Source organism: Streptomyces sp. NPDC001709 (genome assembly GCF_053596375.1).
The window spans coordinates 79,252-96,623 of sequence record NZ_JBSFGB010000014.1 but is presented as its reverse complement, the minus strand read 5'-3'; the positions used below and the strand labels follow the sequence as shown (position 1 = coordinate 96,623).

The window sequence follows — 17,372 nt, the reverse complement described above, 5'->3', positions numbered from 1 at the left end:
TGTCCGGTTATGGGAGGCTTCGGGTAGCTTCGAAGCATGAAGGCCGTCCTGCGGACCCGAAGCCTCCCGGCCCTGCTGCTGGCCGCCCTCGCCCTGGCCCTCGCGACCATGTTCGCGCCCTCGGCGAGTGCGGACACGAGCATCTCCACCATCGCCCAGGCCCTGCGCAAGAGCCCGGTCTACGTCGACCCGGCCGCCTCGGCCCAGCTGCCGAAGGCGGAGGCCGACGCGCTCGCGAAACGCATCAAGGACGCGAACAAACCGCTGTTCATCGCGGTGCTCCCGGCCGGCTACCCGACCGCGCACCTCTTCTCCGGCCTGCGCGCGGCCACCGGCGTCACCGGCCTGTACGGCATCCGCCTCGGCGACCGCTTCGACGCCCGCGCCGACTCCTCCGTCATGTCGGCGACGGCCCGGCAGAACCTGGTGACGAGCGTCCAGGGCGAGTCGGCGAAGGCCCAGCTCACCGACTTCACCGACCGCGCCCTGGCCAACATGGGCGGGCACGCGCCGAAGAGCTGGGGCGGCTCCTCGGGCGCGGGCACAGGGTCCTTCGGCACGGCGCTGATCGTGGCCGGTGCGGTCGTGGTGGCCGGTGGAGCGGGCACCTACGCACTGGTGCGCCGCAACCGCCGTCGGCACGCCGAGGAACAGCGGGCCGCCCTGGACCGGCTGCGGGTGGTCGTGGACGAGGACATCACCGCCTTCGGCGAGGAACTGGACCGCCTGGACTTCCAGCCGGCCGAACCCGGCGCCGACGACGCGATGCGCGCCGACTACGAACACGCCCTCGACGCCTACGACACCGCCAAACAGCGCATGGCGCGGGCGAGCCGCCCGGAGGACGTGCGCGCGGTCACGGAAGCCCTGGAGGACGGCCGCTTCTCGCTGGCCCGCCTGGCCGCCCGCCGCGAGGGCCGCCCCCTGCCCGAGCGCCGCCCGCCCTGCTTCTTCGACCCGCGCCACGGCCCCTCGGTGAGCGACGCCACCTGGACGCCGCCCGGCGGCGCCCCGCGCCAGGTCCCCGTCTGCGCGGCCGACGCCACCCGGCTGGCCGACGGCCGCGACCCGGTGATGCGCGAGGTCGACACGGACCACGGCCGCCGCCCCTACTGGGACGCGGGCCCCGCCTACGGCCCCTGGGCGGGCGGCTACTTCGGCGGCGGCATCCTGCCCGGCCTGCTCGTCGGCACCCTCCTGGGCAGCATGATGGCCACCCCGTCCTACGCGGCCGACTACGGCACCGGCTACGGCGACTTCGGCCCCGGCTACGGCGATGACTTCGGGGGCGGTTACGAGGGCGGCGACGTCTCCGGCACGGATTTCGACGCCGGTGACTTCGGAGGCGGATTCGGGGACGGCGGAGACTTCGGCGGTTCGGACGGCGGCGGGGGCGACTTCGGCGGGGGCTTCTGAACGGCGGACCTGCCGATCCGTCAGCGGTGGCCGCCCTCGCCGTCCCCGTCCCCGTCCAGGGACCCCAGCCGCTCCATCAGCCCGGCCGCCAGCGCCAGCACCCCGCGTTCCGTCTCGCCGAGCGTCCCGAGCGCCCCGGCGAGCCAGGCGTCCCGCTCGGCCATGTCCCGCTCCAGGGCCTGCCGCCCGGACGTGGTGAGCGAGAGCACGGACTGCCGCCGGTCGTCCGTGCCCCGCTCCCGCTCGATCAGCCCCTCGGACTCCAGTTCCGCGTAGACCCGGGTGAGCGACTGCGGCCGCTGCCGCTCCTCCGCGGCGATCCAACCGGGCGTCGACGGCCCGTGCCGGTGCAGATATCCGAGCACGACGAGCTGGTTGGGGCTGAGACTCCCGTCCCCGCGCTCCTGCCGCAGACGCCGGTTGAGCCGGACGACGGCGCTGCGGAACCGGGCGGCTTCGGAGAGATGATCCATGGAGGAGATCGTACGCGCATACTTACTACTTCTCGGGAGTAGCCCGCTGTAGAGTCGCCGAGTGCGCACAAAACTCATACGCAACGCGTACGAATCTCTGCTGACGATGACCGCGGTCCTGCTGTGCTGGACAGTCGCCCTGTGGCTGGAGGGCGCGGCCGGGCTCCACACGGACGTGCTCGTTCTCGCGGTCGCCCTGACCCTCACCCTGTCCTCGACCCAGCGCACCGCGCCCACGCGCCGGAGGCTGGCGGCACTGGTGCTGCTGCCCGCCACGGCCGCGGGTGCCCAGTTCCTGGGCCGCCTGATCATGCATCAATACGCTGTGGGCGCCGCCGTGTTCACGGGGGGTGTCTCCCTGTGCATCTGGATGCGCCGCTATGGCCCCACGGCGACCAGAGCGGGCACGCTGCTGACGCTGCCGTTCGTGGCGCTGCTGGTCGTCCCGGGCCCGGCGCTGCCGCCCGCGGCCGAGAGCGGGCTGGTCAGCTGGTTCTGGGCAGCGGTGATCAGTGTCCTGGCCTGCCTCTGCGTCTGGCTGGTCCAGGGCCTCGGCGACCGGTACGGCCCCTGGCGCCCGGATCCCGAGCGGTCCGCGCCCCGCGGGGTCTCCCGTCTCCGCCCGCGTCCCAGCACACGCATGGCCGTGCAGATGGCGGTGGCCGTGGCCGCGGCGTTCCTGTTCGGCCGGCTCCTCTTTGACGACCACTGGCCGTGGGCGGTGCTCACGGTGTACGTCGCGGCGAGCGGCAACCGCGGCCGGAAAGACGTACTGCGCAAGGGGATCGAGCGCTTCGTCGGCGCGACCGCGGGCACGCTCCTGGCCACCGGGGTGGCGGCCGCGGGCATCACCGGCAGGGCGTCGGTGGCGGTGATGTTCGTGATCCTCGCCGTGTCCTTGTGGCTCCGCCCGCTCAACTACGCCTACTGGGCGGCCGGAGTGACCACGGCCCTCTCCCTGCTCCTCGGCTACTTCGGCCAGGACGCGGTGAGTTTGCTGCCGACCCGCCTCGCCGCGATAGCCGTGGGGGCGACCCTGTCCATCGCGGCGGCGTGGTGGCTCCTGCCCGTCATCGGCCGCGCCGGCGGGCGTACGGTTCCCCGGCAGCATGCCACCAGGCAGGCGGAGAAGGCCGGTTGACCACATTCGGGCCGTGGCGCCGGAGGCTCAGGCCTGCTTGATCGCCGAGATGTCGAAGTTCAGCTTGATCTTGTCGGAGACGAGCACACCGCCGGTCTCCAGTGCCGCGTTCCAGGTCAGGCCCCACTCGGAGCGCAGGATCTCGGCCTTGCCCTCGAAGCCGACGCGCTCGTTGCCGAAGGGGTCCTGCGCGGCGCCGTTGAACTCCAGGTCGATGGTGATCGGCTTGGTCACGCCGAGGAGGGAGAGGTCGCCGGTGATGCGGTAGTCGTCGCCGCCCAGGGCCTCCGCCTTGGTCGAGCGGAAGGTCATGACCGGGAATTCGTCGATCTTGAAGAAGTCGGACGATTTCAGGTGACCGTCCCGGTCCGCGTTGCCGGTGTCGATGCTGTCCATCGTGACGTCGAGCGTGGCGGTGGACTGGGCGGGGTCGGCCCCGTTCAGGTGCAGGGTGCCGGTGAAGTCCTGGAAGGCTCCCTTGACGTTGGTGACCATGGCGTGGCGCGCCACGAAACCGATCGTGGTGTGCGCCGGGTCGATCGTGTAGTCACCGGTCAGCGCGGTCAGGTCGGGGCCGGCGGCAGGGGCCTGAGAGACGGTGTTCTTGCGGCTGAAGATGCCCATGGTGTCCTCCTGGAGATTTCTGTTTAACGTTCAACGAACCCAACGGTTTCGACCGTAGGCCTATTCCGTCCGGTTTTCAACATCATCCGCAGGGTGACTTGTACGTGACTTTCAGTCACCAGGCGTGGGACCTTCTGGCGGTACGGTGGGGAGGCCTCGCCGCCCCTTCGGCAAACCGCCGTCCGGGGCTCCGTGTCACCCCGGGGATGGCATGTGCCAGCCGCGTATGTGAGGTGGCTCTCAGGTGACGTCTTTGTGGCCCCTCTACAACGCCGAAGCCCTGTATGCAGTCGGAACGGCTGCACGCGGCGATGGTTCTGTTCACTGGCACCAGGAAAACGCGCCGGAGACTGTACGGAGTCGACGGCTCGCTTTCCTTGGTGTCCTTCGTAAGGTCGCTACATGACCGTTTTGGAAGAGACGACGGGTGAGCCGACCGGCGAGCCGACGGACGCGCGCGGACGGGTCGCCGAGCTGCACGAGATTCGTGCCCAGGCCGTGGCCGGCCCCAGCGAGAAGGCGACCGAGGCGCAGCACGCCAAGGGCAAGCTGACGGCGCGGGAGCGGATCGAGCTGCTCCTGGACCCGGGGTCCTTCCAGGAGGTGGAGCAGCTGCGCCGGCACCGTGCGCAGGGCTTCGGTCTGGAGGCGAAGAAGCCGTACACCGACGGTGTGATCACGGGCTGGGGCACGGTGGAGGGCCGTACGGTCTTCGTGTACGCGCATGACTTCCGGATCTTCGGCGGTGCGCTGGGCGAGGCCCATGCCACGAAGATCCACAAGATCATGGACATGGCCATCGCGGCCGGTGCGCCGCTGGTCTCCCTGAACGACGGCGCGGGCGCCCGCATCCAGGAGGGCGTCTCGGCCCTCGCCGGATACGGCGGCATCTTCCAGCGCAACACCAAGGCGTCCGGGGTGATCCCGCAGATCTCCGTGATGCTCGGCCCGTGCGCGGGCGGCGCGGCCTACTCGCCGGCGCTGACGGACTTCGTGTTCATGGTCCGCGAGACCTCGCAGATGTTCATCACGGGTCCGGACGTGGTCAAGGCGGTCACCGGCGAGGAGATCACCCAGAACGGGCTCGGCGGCGCGGACGTGCACGCGGAGACCTCCGGCGTCTGCCACTTCGCGTACGACGACGAGGAGACCTGCATCGCCGAGGTGCGGTACCTGCTGTCGCTCCTCCCGCAGAACAACCGCGAGAACCCGCCCCGGGTGGACTCGTCCGACCCGGCGGACCGTCGCAGCGACGTGCTGCTGGACCTGGTCCCGGCCGACGGCAACCGGCCGTACGACATGGCCAAGGTCATCGAGGAGATCGTCGACGACGGCGAGTACCTGGAGGTCCACGAGCGCTGGGCGCGGAACATCATCTGCGCGCTGGCCCGCCTGGACGGCCAGGTGGTCGGCATCATCGCCAACCAGCCGCAGGTCCTCGCGGGCGTCCTGGACATCGAGGCGAGTGAAAAAGCTGCGCGCTTTGTCCAGATGTGTGACGCTTTCAATATCCCGATCGTCACCTTCCTGGACGTGCCGGGGTTCCTCCCCGGTGTCGACCAGGAGCACGGCGGAATCATCCGCCACGGCGCGAAGCTGCTGTACGCCTACTGCAACGCGACCGTGCCGAGGATCTCGCTGATCCTGCGCAAGGCGTACGGAGGTGCCTACATCGTCATGGACTCCCAGTCGATCGGCGCCGACCTCACCTACGCCTGGCCGACGAACGAGATCGCCGTGATGGGCGCGGAAGGCGCGGCGAACGTCATCTTCCGCCGCCAGATCGCCGGTGCCGAGGACCCCGAGGCCATGCGTCAGAAGATGGTCAAGGAGTACAAGGCCGAGCTGATGCACCCCTACTACGCGGCCGAACGCGGCCTCGTCGACGACGTCATCGACCCCGCCGAAACCCGTGAGGTCCTGGTGAAGTCCCTGGCGATGCTCCAGTCCAAGCACGCCGACCTGCCCTCCCGCAAGCACGGCAACCCCCCGCAGTAACCCAGCGGACACTTCTCTCACGGAGACTGACACCCATGGACAACGCTGAGATCCGCGTCGAGAAGGGCCACGCCGAGCCCGAGGAGGTCGCCGCCATCACGGCCGTCCTCCTGGCACGTGCGGCGGCCACCCCGTCGGCCCCGACGCACCGCGCCCGCAGGAAGGCCGCCTGGCGCCGCCTGGAACGAGAGGGCGGCTTCCGCGCCCCGCACAGCTGGCATTAGCCCGTACGACGAAGAAGGGCCCCTCCTCATGGAGGGGCCCTTCTTCGTGCGCCCGAAGGGGCGCGGGGAACTGCGCGACAAGCCAAAGGGCTGCCCGCAGACGGCATACAACCGTGAGGGGCAGCCCAGTAGCCGAATTCAGCGAAGCCGAGCCATCAGAGCGTGCTCCACGAGAGTGATCAGCGTCGACTTGGCGTCGGCCCGGTGCCGGGCGTCGGTCGTGATGATCGGCGTGTCCGGCCCGATCTGCAGCGCCTCGCGGACCTCGTCGGGGTTGTACGGCTGGTTGCCGTCGAAGCCGTTGAGGGCGATCACGAACGGCAGGCCGCTGTTCTCGAAGTAGTCGACGGCCGGGAAGCAGTCGGCGAGGCGCCGGGTGTCCACGAGCACCACCGCGCCGATCGCGCCGCGTACCAGGTCGTCCCACATGAACCAGAAGCGGTCCTGGCCGGGGGTGCCGAACAGGTACAGGATCAGGTCCTGGTCCAGGGTGATGCGGCCGAAGTCCATGGCGACGGTGGTCGTCGTCTTGTCCCCGGTGTGGGTGAGGTCGTCGATGCCGGCCGAAGCGGACGTCATCACGGCCTCTGTGCGCAGCGGGTTGATCTCCGAGACGGCGCCGACGAACGTGGTCTTGCCCACGCCGAAGCCGCCCGCCACCACGATCTTCGCGGAGGTGGTGGAGCGGGAAGGACCGCCGCTAGAGCTTGCGAAGTCCACTGAGCACCCTTTCGAGCAGTGTCACGTCTGGCTGGCCACCGGCGTTCTCGTCGCCGCCGGGCTGATGGATGGCGACCAGGCCCGCCTCCGCCAAGTCGGCGACGAGAATCCTGGCCACGCCGAGGGGGATCGTCAGCAGGGCCGAGATCTCGGCCACGGACTTGATCTCCCGGCACAGGTTGCAGATCCGCTGATGCTCGGGCAGCTGGCCCTGCATCTGGTGCGGAGCGGCGGTGGTGTGCACCAGTGCCTCGATGGCGAGCTGGTAGCGCGGGCGGGTCCGGCCGCCGGTCATGGCGTACGGACGCACCAAGGGGTTGTTCGATGCGCTCGCGGGCGCCGGCTCGGGGCGGCGCTGCGGTTGCACCGGCTGGATCCGCGGGGCCGGCGGCTGGTCGTACGGCGAGGGGCCGGGGCCCTGCGGCGCGTACGGCTGCCGGTGGCTCGGGGCGGAGGGGAAGTTGTACCGGTTCGCCGAACCGTCGCCCTGGCCCTGGGCAGGCCCGTACGACCAGTTGCCGCGATTCGAACCGCCTGGGGGTGTTGCCACTTTCTCTCCTCCTCCGACCGTGCCGGGCACCCATCCATGTGGAGCCGCGTCCCGAAACCTTACGGCCCCGGGACACGTAAACGCACCGTCCGATTACTAGTTGAGAAGGCTTCCCTGGAGCTCCGCACGGAGATCCGGGGTCAGGACCGTGCCCGCGCGGTCCACCAGAAGGGCCATCTCGTACCCGATGAGGCCGATGTCCGCTTCCGGGTGGGCCAGGACGGCCAGCGAGGAACCGTCGGAGATGGACATGATGAAGAGGAATCCCCGCTCCATCTCCACAACCGTCTGGTTCACACTGCCGCCCTCGAAGATGCGCGAGGCGCCTGCCGTCAGAGACGTCAGACCGGAGGCGACGGCCGCGAGCTGGTCCGCGCGGTCGCGGGGGAAGCCTTCGGACATCGCCAGAAGGAGTCCGTCGGCGGAGACCACCACCGTGTGGGACACCCCCGGGGTGTTGTCCACGAAGTTGGTGATCAACCAGTTCAGGTTCTGTGCCGCCTGGCTCATCGGGCTCACACTAACGCTCCTGGTTGTAGGTGCTGTCAGGACCGAAGCCCTGGCCGTTCGTTTCACTGCCTGCGCTGCGTCCGCGCTGGACGCCCCTGCGCAGGTTGCTCAGCCTGCCCCGGACGTCCTCCGGGGCGCGGGAGACCTGTGGGCCCCCCTGGGGGGTGGTTTCGGCGGCGCCTTCGACCAGGTTGGCCTTGGGTACCCGCCGCGGCAGGCCGGATGCGGTGACCCCGCCCGCCTTGGGCTTCCGGAGCTGGGCGGCCTGCTGCCACCGCTCGTCGTTGGCCGAGCGCCAGCCGTTGTCGCCGTTCGCCCCCGGAGCATTGCCCGGTGCGGGAGCCGGCGCTTCCTGCTGCACGCGCGCCGTGCCGTTCGCGGCACTCGAGCCGTTGGAGCCGCTCGCGGCGGATCCGCGGCGGGGCAGCCCGGCGTCGGTCAGCTCGTGGGCGGCGGGAGAGGCCGGTCCCGGACGGTCGAAGCCTACGCGGTTCCGCTCACTTGCGTCAGCGGCCTGCGAGGATTCCGTTTCCGGAGCGTACTGGTCCGGATAGCCGTTCGTGTAGCTGTTCTGCTGGGGCCAGTCGTCCTGGTAGGAGTGCGGCTGGGCCGGCTCCGCGTACGCCGGATCGGGGTAGCCGCCGCCCGCGGGGGCCGAGAAGCCGTCGTCCTGCGGCAGGCCGCCGTTCGGCGCGAAGAACTGGTCCTCGTACGAGACGTGCTGCTGCTCCTCGTACGAGGTCTGCTGCGCCTCCTCGTACGTCGGCTCCTGGTACGCCTGCTCCTGGTACGGCTGCTGAGGCAGATCCTGGAACGTGTGCTGCCCGTCGAACAGCGGGTCGGCGTACGACGGCGCGGGCGCCTCGTTCTCCTGCTGCGGCTCGGCCGGCTGCTGGCCGTGGGTCTGGGCCTCCAGGGCCGCCCGGCGCTCCTCGCGCATCAGGGAGCGGCCGACGGGGTCCAGGTCACGGATGTCGTCGGGGACCTCCGTGTACCGGCTGTCGTCGAAGCCCAGCTCGGCGGCGGTGCGCATGGGCTGCACCTGGTTGAAGCTCTCACCCTGGAACTGCTGCTCCGGGATGATCTGCGAGACGGTGAACTCCTCGCGGTCCAGCGGCGACTCGCCGCCACCGCCGTGCGTGATCGCGTCCGGCAGCATGACCAGGGAGGTCGTACCGGCCTGCTCGCCCGAGGGGCGCAGCTGGACGCGGATGCCGTGCCGGTCGGACAGCCGGCCGACCACGAACAGACCCATGCGCTGGGAGATCGCGGCGTCCACGGTCGGCGGGTTGGCCAGCTTGTGGTTGATGTCCGCGAAGTCCTCGGCCGTCAGACCGATGCCCTTGTCGTGGATCTCGATCATGATGCGGCCGTCGGGGAGACGGGTCGCGGTGACGCGGACCTTGGTCTGCGGGGAGGAGAACGTGGTGGCGTTCTCCAGCAGCTCCGCCAGCAGGTGCACGAGGTCGGTGACCGCGCGGCCGTGGATCTCGGCCTCCGGGACGCCGGACAGCTCGATGCGCTCGTACTGCTCCACCTCGGAGGAGGCGGCGCGCAGGACGTCGACCAGCGGGACCGGCTGGTCCCAGCGGCGGCCGGGCTCCTCGCCCGCGAGGACCAGGAGGTTCTCGCCGTTGCGGCGCATACGGGTCGCGAGGTGGTCCAGCTTGAAGAGGTTCTCCAGCTGGTCCGGGTCGGCCTCGTTGTTCTCCAGGTCGGTGATCAGGGTCAGCTGGCCCTCGATCAGCGACTGGTTGCGGCGCGAGAGGTTGGTGAAGATCGCGTTGATGTTGCCCCGCAGCAGGGCCTGCTCGGCGGCGAGCCGGACGGCCTCACGGTGGACCTGGTCGAAGGCGCGGGCGACCTCGCCGATCTCGTCCTTGGTGGTGATCGGGATCGGCGCGACCCGGGTGTCGACCCGGCCCGGGTCGGTGCGGGAGAGCTGGTCGACCAGCATCGGCAGCCGCTGCTCGGCGATGCCGAAGGCGGCGTTGCGCAGCTGGCGCATGGAGCGGCTCATCTGGCGGGCCACGGCACCGGCCAGGATGAAGGCAAGGAGCAGGGCGACCACGACGACCCCACCGGTGATGAACGCCGACGTCTTGGCGTTGTCGGCGATGTCCGAGGCCTCGTTCACCGCCTTGTCGGCCATGTCCGACTCGATCTGGCGGTACGCGTTGAACTTGAGGGTGTTGACCGCCCACCAGTTCTGCGCGGTGATGCCCTTGAGGGCGAGCTGCTGACGCGCGGCCGTGCCGGGGGAGTCCAGCGTGGCGAGGGCCGTGATCATGTCCTTGGGGTCGGACGGCGGCGCCACGTAGTTCGGGTCCTTGGCCTTGGCCTCCTGGACCATCGCGGCGGCCTGGGTCTGGATGTTCTTCTTCTCCGACTCCAGCTTCGCCGCGTCGGCCTCGGTACCACCGCCCACGTACTCCTCGACGGCGATGCCCTCCAGGTAGGCGTAGGAGGACAGGGCGACGCGCTGGCTCGCCAGGTTGGGGGCGTCCGGACCCGGCTTGACCAGCATGTGCATGCCGATCGAGCGTTCCAGGGACAGCGCCGCCTTGGTGAGCGAGATGGCGTAGACGGTACGGCCGTAGGAGGTGATGTTGCCGGTGCCCAGACCCAGCTCGTTGGCGAACTCCATCAGCGGGTGGGCGACGGTGACGTAGCCCTCCTCGGTCTGCACGCCGGTGAACTTGGAGGTGTAGGAGCCCGCGCGCAGCGTCTGCAGGAAGGGCTCCGACTGGCGGAACAGCTTCAGCCGGCGCTCCAGGCCCGACTTGTGCGGCATGTTCTGCGCGGCCTGGTCGAAGGCGTCGGCGGCCTTGTCGGTCGCGTTGCGGGCCGCCGTGACGGTCGCCTTGTCCTTGGCGGTCTCCAGCTTGCCCTTGAGCAGGGGAGCGGCGCTGACGTCCCGCTCGTTGTAGAGGGCGTCGGCGTACGACAGTGAGGCACGTACCAGGCGGGCGGTGTTCTCGGCGTCCCGGGCCTGCTGCCAGGTGTCGATCGAGCTCTTCACCTGGAAGCCGCCCATGACGAGACCGACCGCCACGGGTATCAGCAGGATCGCGTTCAGTCTGGTCGGCACGCGCCAGTTGCGCGGCGAGAAGCGACCGCCGCTCGGCGCGGGAGTGGCCGCCGGCTCCCCACCGGATACAGGGGTGGGCGCCGCAGCGCGCGGCGGCGGGGTGAAGTTGCCCCGCGCCGACGGCTCGGGACCGTTCTTGCTTCGCCTCACTCGACCAACAACCTCTCGGCGGTCGGCACCTACGTCGTGCCGCAGTCTCTCAGAGCCCGGTTCGTCATCAACCACTCAGTACGAGTTTGACTAATGGGCAGTTCAGGCATTCCAGCACGTGGACCAGGGGACTTCCAAACAGTGGAAACCCGGCCGCGCAGCTCTTGTAAGCCCCAGATAAAACGGTCATAAAGAGCGAGCCCCGCCAAAAGGCGGGGCATTTGTGAGCGCAGCGGTACTGCGCGACCGCGTCGCGTGGTGATACCGGGGGATTCCTCTGCCGAACTGTTATGAACACCGGAGCCGACCGTGTCAAAGGCCACAGCCGGCTCCGGACCGCTTACGGCAACTGCCGTGTCCGACGACGCACTTGGGTGCGTACGCGTGTGCTACTTGAGGCGTGCCATCAGGGCGTGCTCGACCAGCGTGATCAGCGCACTCTTCGCGTCGGCCCGGTGCCGGGCGTCGGTCGTGATGATCGGCGTGTCCGGCCCGATCTGCAGCGCTTCCCGCACTTCCTCGGGGGCGTAGGGCTGCTGGCCGTCGAAGCCGTTGAGGGCGACGACGAACGGCAGGCCGCTGTTCTCGAAGTAGTCGACCGCGGGGAAGCAGTCGGCGAGGCGCCGGGTGTCCACGAGCACCACCGCGCCGATCGCGCCGCGTACCAGGTCGTCCCACATGAACCAGAAGCGGTCCTGGCCGGGGGTGCCGAACAGGTACAGGATCAGGTCCTGGTCCAGGGTGATGCGGCCGAAGTCCATGGCGACGGTGGTCGTCGTCTTGTCCCCGGTGTGGGTGAGGTCGTCGATGCCCGCGGACGCGGACGTCATCACGGCCTCTGTGCGCAGCGGGTTGATCTCCGAGACGGCGCCGACGAACGTGGTCTTGCCGACACCGAAACCGCCCGCCACCACGATCTTCGCGGAGGTGGTCGCCCGCCCTCCGTCAGAGCTTGCGAAGTCCACTGAGCACCCTTTCGAGCAGCGTCACGTCCGGAGCGCCGCCGTTGTTCTCGTCGCCACCCGGCTGATGGATGGCGACCAGGCCGGCCTCGGCGAGGTCGGCGACCAGGATCCGGGCCACTCCGAGCGGCATGGCCAGCAGCGCGGAGACCTCCGCGACCGACTTGACCTCCCGGCACAGGTGGCAGATGCGCTGGTGCTCCGGGAGCAGACCCATGAGCGCTGCCGGGTCGGCCGTGGTGCTGATCAGCGCCTCGATCGCGAGCTGGTAGCGCGGCCGGGTCCGGCCGCCGGTCATCGCGTACGGACGTACCAGCGGCTGGTCGCCCTCGTCCCCGTACGGCTCCGCGTACGGATCATGATGGGCGGTGGGCGGGGTCATGAATCCTCCGGGCGGGACAGCAAGTCGGTCAGTCAAGCCGTCTGACGGGGCCGGTGGGGGGATTGTGGCGGCCGGACGGTGGTTTGGTGAGGTGGGTGGTGCCGGGGGCGGTCAGTGGAGCAGACTGCCTTGGAGTTCGGCGCGCAGGTCCGGGGTGAGTACCGCCCCCGCGCGGTCGACGAGCAGTGCCATCTCGTAGCCGACGAGACCGATGTCGCACTCGGGGTGGGCCAGGACCGCGAGGGACGACCCGTCCGAGACGGACATCAGGAAGAGGAAGCCGCGCTCCATCTCGACGACCGTCTGTGCCACGTTGCCGCCCTCGAAGATCCGGGACGCCCCGGCCGTGAGGGAGGTCAACCCGGAGGCGACGGCGGCGAGCTGGTCGGCGCGGTCCCGCGGGAAACCTTCGGACATCGCCAGCAGAAGGCCGTCGGCGGAGACCACCACCGTGTGCGACACCCCGGGGGTGTTGTCCACGAAGTTGGTGATCAACCAGTTCAGGTTCTGTGCCGCCTGGCTCATCGGACTCAACTAACGCTCCTGCTGGTGAGTGGGGTTCGGGTAGCTGCCGGTCTGGCCGTTGCCGGCCTGACGACCCTGTGCGATACCCCGACGGAGATTGGTCAGCCGGCCGCGTACGTCGTCAGGCGCACGCGAGACCTGCGGACCGGCTTGGTGCTGTTGCTGCTGAGCGGTGCCCGGGACGAGGTTCGCCCGGGGCACCCGGCGCGGCAGGCCGGAGGTGGTGACGCCGCCCGCCGCGGGCTGCCGGACGCGCTCCGCCTGGCGGACGAGCTCGTCGTTCGGCGAGGTGCGCCAGGAAGCGGTGGCGGAACCGTTGCCGTTGCCGTTGGCCGGGCGCTGCGGGGCGGCCGGGGCGGGCGCCTGCGGCTGCTGCGGCGCGGCCTCGGCCTGCTGCGGACCGCCGTGGAACCAGTTGGTCTCCAGCGTGTCGTACAGCGGGGTACGGCCGTCGACCGGGCCACTGGCCGGCGGCAGGGCCTCCGGCTCACGGTGCACCGGACGCTGCTGTGGGGCCGGCTGGCGCGGGGCGCCGAAGTCCTCCCGGGCGGCAGGCTGCGGGCGCTCGAACTGGCCGGTCTGGGCCGGGTTCTGCTGCCCGGGCAGGGCGTGCCGGCCGGTGGAGCTGCCGTCGTAGCCGCCGTCGAAGCCCTGCGGGGCCGCGAACTGGCCGGTGTTCTGGCCCGTGTTCTGCGCGGGGTCGTCGCGGCGCGGCGCCGCCGTGCCGAAGATGTCGGAGCGGACGAACTGGCCGGTGCCCTGCTGGTCGCCGGCCTGGTCGAACCCGCCCGGCAGCTCCGGCGCCTCGGGGCGGGGGAACTGGCCGGTCTGCTGCGGGTTGTCGGGACGCGCGAACTGCCCCGTCTGCTGCGGGTTGTCCGGGCGGGCGAACTGGCCGGTGTTCTGGGGGCCGCCCAGGCCGTTCAGGTCGGGGCGCGGGAACTCGCCCGTGGCGGCGGGGCCCTGTGCGTCTATGCGGGGTATCTCCGCGGTCGAACCCGCACCCTGGCGGTCGTCGACGCGCGGCATGCGCGCGGTGTGCGCCGGGTCCTGCTCGTCATGGCCGCGCGGGGTGTCCAGCGAGGCGCGCGACAGCGGGGCCTGGGTGTCGCCCCAGTTGGGGGTACGCGGCTGGTCACCGCCGGGCAGCTCGGCCCGCGGGCCGCCGCGCGGCGGTAGCTGGGGCTGACGGTCCTGGTCGGAGGGGGTACCGGGGCGCTGCGCGGCACGACCGCCGAAGAGGTCCTGCTGCGGCCCGGCCGGGTTCGCGGCCTGCAGACCCTGCGGAGCGCCGGGTGCCTGACCGCCGAAGCCGCCCGCACCGGCACCCGCGGGCGTCGGCCGGCCCTGCTGCGGACCACCGAAGGCACCGGGACCGCCCTGGGGACCGCGGGCACCGCCCGGCGCACCGGGACGGCCGCCCTGGCCGGTGCCGGGCAGCGCGGCCCGGGGACCCTGACCGGCGCCGACCTGACCGCGCGGAGCGGGACCGGCACCGAGCAGACCGCCACCGGCCGGAGCGCCGCCGAGGGCACCGCCGTTGCCGTTACCGGCCTGCCGCCGTGCCGCCGCGGCACCCGCCGCTGCCTGCGCGGCGGCGGGGCCACCGGTGCCACCGGGGCCGCCCGGCTTGCCCGGAGCGGGCTTCTTGCCGCCCTGGGCCACGTCCACGGGCAGCATGACCAGCGCGGTCGTACCACCGGAGTCGGACGGGCGCAGCTGGATGCGGATGCCGTGCCGCTGGGACAGCCGGCCGACCACGAACAGGCCCATGCGGCGGGAGACGGAGACGTCCACGGTGGGCGGCGAGGCGAGCCGCTCGTTGATCGCCGCGAGGTCCTCGGGGGAGAGGCCGATACCGGTGTCGTGGATCTCGATCAGCACGCGGCCGTCGGGCAGCGCGTGACCGGTGACCTTGACCTTGGTCTGCGGCGAGGAGAAGGAGGTGGCGTTCTCCAGCAGCTCGGCGAGCAGGTGCACGAGGTCGTTGACCACGCGGCCGGCGACCTCGGTGGTCGGCACCGAGGCCAGCTCGATGCGCTCGTACTGCTCCACCTCGGACGCGGCGGCGCGGAGCACGTCGACCAGCGGGACCGGGCGGGTCCACCGGCGGCCGGGCTCCTCACCCGCGAGGACGAGGAGGTTCTCACCGTTACGGCGCATACGCGTGGCGAGGTGGTCCAGCTTGAACAGCGAGGACAGCTGGTCCGGGTCGGCCTCGCGGGACTCCAGCTCGGAGATCAGCGACAGCTGGCGCTGGATGAGGCCCTGGGAGCGGCGCGAGAGGTTGGTGAACATCGCGTTGACGTTGCCCCGCAGCAGGGCCTGCTCGGCGGCGAGGCGGACCGCCTCGCGGTGCACGTCGTCGAAGGCCGCGGCCACCTGGCCGATCTCGTCCCGGGAGTGCACACCGACCGACTCCACGGACGTGTCGACGTCCTGCGGGTCGGACTCCGACAGCTGCTTGACCAGCTCGGGCAGACGCTCCTGGGCGACCTTGGTCGCGGTCTCCTGCAGCCGGCGCAGCGAGCGGATCATGGAGCGGGCCACGATGAACGCGCCGACCAGCGACACACCGAGCACGAGCAGGATCAGCGCACCGGAGATGATCGCGTCCTGCTGGGTCGCGCTCTTCAGCTCGCGGGCCTTCTGCTCCATCTCCTCGAGCAGCGTGTGCTCGATCTTCTTCATCTGCTCGATCTTGGTCGAGCTGTCGTCGACCCAGTCCTTGTAGGAGCGGGCGTTGAGGCTCGCGATGCCGTCGCGGGAGTCGAAGACGCGCTTGGCGTAGGTGTCCGCGGACTCGATCGTCGGGTTGCCCTCGTCGATCGGCTTGAGGAGTTCCTCGGCGTTGTTGTTGGCGTAGATCTTCCGGAAGATCGCGATTTCCGAGTTCTCGCTCTCGTAGGCCGACTGGCCGTAGAGACGGTCGTTCTCGGAGAGGTCGCCCTTCTGGTCCGTGGTCGCGGGCAGCGCGGCGGCGATCGTGGCGCGCTGCATGGAGGCGTACTCCTTGGCGGTGGAGAAGGCCGCCAGGGCACGGGTACGGGAGATCATCTCCGGGTTGCTGGACGCCTGCGCCATGTCCTGGGACAGGTCGACCAGCTGGATGATGAGCCGGTGGTAGGCCTCGATCGTCTGGGTCGAGTTGGACTTGGACCCGTAGGCGGACTTGCGGATCTTGGCCAGCTGGTCCAGCTGGTTGAAGATCCCGACGAGGTTGTCGCGGACGCCCTGGAGGTTGCCCTCCTTGCTCGCGGAGTCGATCTCCTCGGTGGAGTTCTGGAAGTTCACGAGGGCGCGGTCGGTCTTGTCCCGGAAGCCCTTGACCGTGTAGTCGCTCGCGCTCAGACCGTGCGCCATCGGACCGGCGGACTGGTCGCGCTCCTCCTGGAGCGCGGCGGCCAGCTCGGTGGCCTGCTTGGTCATGTCCGTCAGCAGCTTCATGTTGTCGAGCTGCTGGATGTCGGTGATGTTCTGGTCGATGCGCAGCGCGCCGAGCGAGGTCGCGGCGACCACGGGCAGCGCGAGCAGCGACACCAGACGCGTGGAGATGCGCCAGTTGCGCAGGGCCACGCGCGAGCCGGGGCCGGTGGAGCCCTTGGCGGGCTTCACGGCCGGCGCGGGGGCGGCGCCGGAGCTACCGGTCCCGGTGACGGTCGGCGAGGCCGACAGACCGGGGCGTCCGCCGCGCTCACCGCCGTCGGCGGAAGGGTTCGGGCCCGGGTTCTGGGCGTGCTGGGGCGAGGAGCTGCCCTTCATGGGACCAGTCCCGTCGTGCGACTCCGGCTCCGCCGAAGCGCTGCCATCCCTCTTGAAACGTCCCTGCACTAGCGTCGCAACCTCTGGACCAGGCGCCCCTCCGGATGAACGGAGGAACACGGTGTCGGCGTTGTGGGGAGCGTCCTGAATACGCCCCACGGTGGTCTTGAGTGACCGGCGCTGGTTCCCCCCATCTCACCGCCGCTCGGCGCTGCTTTGCGCCCTATATGCGCCGGCTCGATCCCGCGGCGGTCCGTGGAATTCCAGCACAGTGCCGGATCTCCAACAAGGGCCGTGCCCCGAGCTGTGACCTAGGTGACGGGCTGTGAGTGCCGCGTCACCAGCCGTGGAAGCCGATCCTGTGCAAAACGGGCGTATCCCTGTGAGTTGCCTCTGAGCGTCAGGTGTCTGAGTCGCCATGATCAGGAGCGGAATGATGGCTTCAGGGGGTCAATGTCCGTTTCGTTGGGGCGCATTGCAGATGAGGTTTGACCGGTTTGTCCGCGAGGTCGTGAGGAAACTCACATGAACATCGTGACCAGTTGGCGCCATCGGCGGGGAATCGGATGTTTAGCCTGACGCTTTACAAGAGGGTCGTATCTGTAAGCCCGCCGACACACGACTAGGACGCGTACAACCGTGAAGACGACGATGATGTTCCACAAGATCGCCAATCCCCGGCGCACGACCCTGGTGCATCTGAAGGACACCGGCGAACTGCAGACGCCCGAGCAGCCGGAGCACTCCGTCGACCTCCCCGCCCAGACGGCCAACCCCCGGCGCACGGTCCTGGTGGACGTCCCGGTGGCCGCGGCGGCCACGGCAGAGTAGCCGAAGGCCCCGC

Annotated in this window: 15 protein-coding genes; 5 read left to right on the top strand and 10 right to left on the bottom strand. The window is 70.3% G+C overall.

Features of this window, described 5'->3' with window-relative positions; all coding sequences use genetic code 11:
• Positions 1-36 precede the first annotated feature (36 nt).
• A complete protein-coding gene (locus ACWC0C_RS21575; protein WP_450865266.1) occupies positions 37-1,416 on the top strand; it encodes a hypothetical protein in 1,380 nt (459 codons plus the stop codon).
• 20 nt (positions 1,417-1,436) lie between these two features.
• On the opposite strand, the gene ACWC0C_RS21570 is transcribed toward ACWC0C_RS21575, so the two are convergent.
• Positions 1,437-1,889 carry a MarR family winged helix-turn-helix transcriptional regulator gene (locus ACWC0C_RS21570; RefSeq protein ID WP_450865265.1) on the bottom strand — a complete coding sequence of 151 codons (453 nt, stop codon included), beginning with the start codon at positions 1,887-1,889 and terminating at the stop codon, positions 1,437-1,439.
• A gap of 61 nt (positions 1,890-1,950) precedes the next feature.
• Here ACWC0C_RS21570 and ACWC0C_RS21565 point away from each other — a divergent pair, with 61 nt between their 5' ends.
• On the top strand, positions 1,951-3,030 hold the full coding sequence (locus ACWC0C_RS21565) for an FUSC family protein (RefSeq protein ID WP_450865264.1): 1,080 nt from the start codon (positions 1,951-1,953) through the stop codon (positions 3,028-3,030).
• Positions 3,031-3,057: 27 nt separating this feature from the next.
• On the opposite strand, the gene ACWC0C_RS21560 is transcribed toward ACWC0C_RS21565, so the two are convergent.
• Positions 3,058-3,654: a YceI family protein gene (locus ACWC0C_RS21560; RefSeq protein ID WP_449199314.1), complete on the bottom strand. Its 597-nt coding sequence runs from the start codon at positions 3,652-3,654 to the stop codon at positions 3,058-3,060.
• Between the two features lie 402 nt (positions 3,655-4,056).
• On the opposite strand from ACWC0C_RS21560, the gene ACWC0C_RS21555 reads away from it, so the two are divergent.
• Both ACWC0C_RS21555 and ACWC0C_RS21550 read left to right on the top strand, forming a co-directional pair.
• Positions 4,057-5,652, top strand: a complete 1,596-nt coding sequence (locus tag ACWC0C_RS21555; RefSeq protein WP_449203599.1) for an acyl-CoA carboxylase subunit beta — start codon at positions 4,057-4,059, stop codon at positions 5,650-5,652.
• Positions 5,653-5,687: 35 nt separating this feature from the next.
• Positions 5,688-5,876, top strand: coding sequence for an acyl-CoA carboxylase subunit epsilon (locus ACWC0C_RS21550; RefSeq protein ID WP_449202322.1), 189 nt, complete (start codon positions 5,688-5,690; stop codon positions 5,874-5,876).
• 138 nt (positions 5,877-6,014) lie between these two features.
• Here the strand turns inward: ACWC0C_RS21550 and ACWC0C_RS21545 are convergent, their stop codons facing one another.
• From ACWC0C_RS21545 to ACWC0C_RS21510, 8 genes are all read right to left on the bottom strand, one after another.
• The gene (locus ACWC0C_RS21545) at positions 6,015-6,596 is read right to left on the bottom strand and encodes a GTP-binding protein (protein WP_031224757.1); all 582 of its coding nucleotides are present in this window, start codon (positions 6,594-6,596) and stop codon (positions 6,015-6,017) included.
• On the bottom strand, positions 6,577-7,146 hold the full coding sequence (locus ACWC0C_RS21540; protein ID WP_449202268.1) for a DUF742 domain-containing protein: 570 nt from the start codon (positions 7,144-7,146) through the stop codon (positions 6,577-6,579). Before ACWC0C_RS21540 ends, ACWC0C_RS21545 begins: the two co-directional genes overlap by 20 nt.
• A gap of 96 nt (positions 7,147-7,242) precedes the next feature.
• Positions 7,243-7,656 (bottom strand): roadblock/LC7 domain-containing protein, encoded by a 414-nt coding sequence (locus tag ACWC0C_RS21535; RefSeq protein WP_004983065.1) that lies wholly within the window; start codon positions 7,654-7,656, stop codon positions 7,243-7,245.
• 10 nt (positions 7,657-7,666) lie between these two features.
• Positions 7,667-10,897: a nitrate- and nitrite sensing domain-containing protein gene (locus ACWC0C_RS21530; protein ID WP_450865263.1), complete on the bottom strand. Its 3,231-nt coding sequence runs from the start codon at positions 10,895-10,897 to the stop codon at positions 7,667-7,669.
• A 389-nt stretch (positions 10,898-11,286) separates the two neighbouring features.
• Positions 11,287-11,862 (bottom strand): GTP-binding protein, encoded by a 576-nt coding sequence (locus ACWC0C_RS21525; protein WP_069778535.1) that lies wholly within the window; start codon positions 11,860-11,862, stop codon positions 11,287-11,289.
• Positions 11,843-12,241 carry a DUF742 domain-containing protein gene (locus tag ACWC0C_RS21520; protein ID WP_009190816.1) on the bottom strand — a complete coding sequence of 133 codons (399 nt, stop codon included), beginning with the start codon at positions 12,239-12,241 and terminating at the stop codon, positions 11,843-11,845. The genes ACWC0C_RS21525 and ACWC0C_RS21520 overlap by 20 nt, the downstream gene beginning before the upstream one ends.
• Before the next feature lie 111 nt (positions 12,242-12,352).
• Positions 12,353-12,766, bottom strand: a complete 414-nt coding sequence (locus ACWC0C_RS21515) for a roadblock/LC7 domain-containing protein (RefSeq protein WP_003973453.1) — start codon at positions 12,764-12,766, stop codon at positions 12,353-12,355.
• 9 nt (positions 12,767-12,775) lie between these two features.
• Positions 12,776-16,597 (bottom strand): nitrate- and nitrite sensing domain-containing protein, encoded by a 3,822-nt coding sequence (locus ACWC0C_RS21510; RefSeq protein ID WP_450865262.1) that lies wholly within the window; start codon positions 16,595-16,597, stop codon positions 12,776-12,778.
• Positions 16,598-17,167: 570 nt separating this feature from the next.
• Between ACWC0C_RS21510 and ACWC0C_RS21505 the strand changes: the two genes are divergently transcribed.
• Positions 17,168-17,359: a hypothetical protein gene (locus ACWC0C_RS21505; RefSeq protein WP_449201396.1), complete on the top strand. Its 192-nt coding sequence runs from the start codon at positions 17,168-17,170 to the stop codon at positions 17,357-17,359.
• The last annotated feature ends 13 nt before the right edge of the window (positions 17,360-17,372 follow it).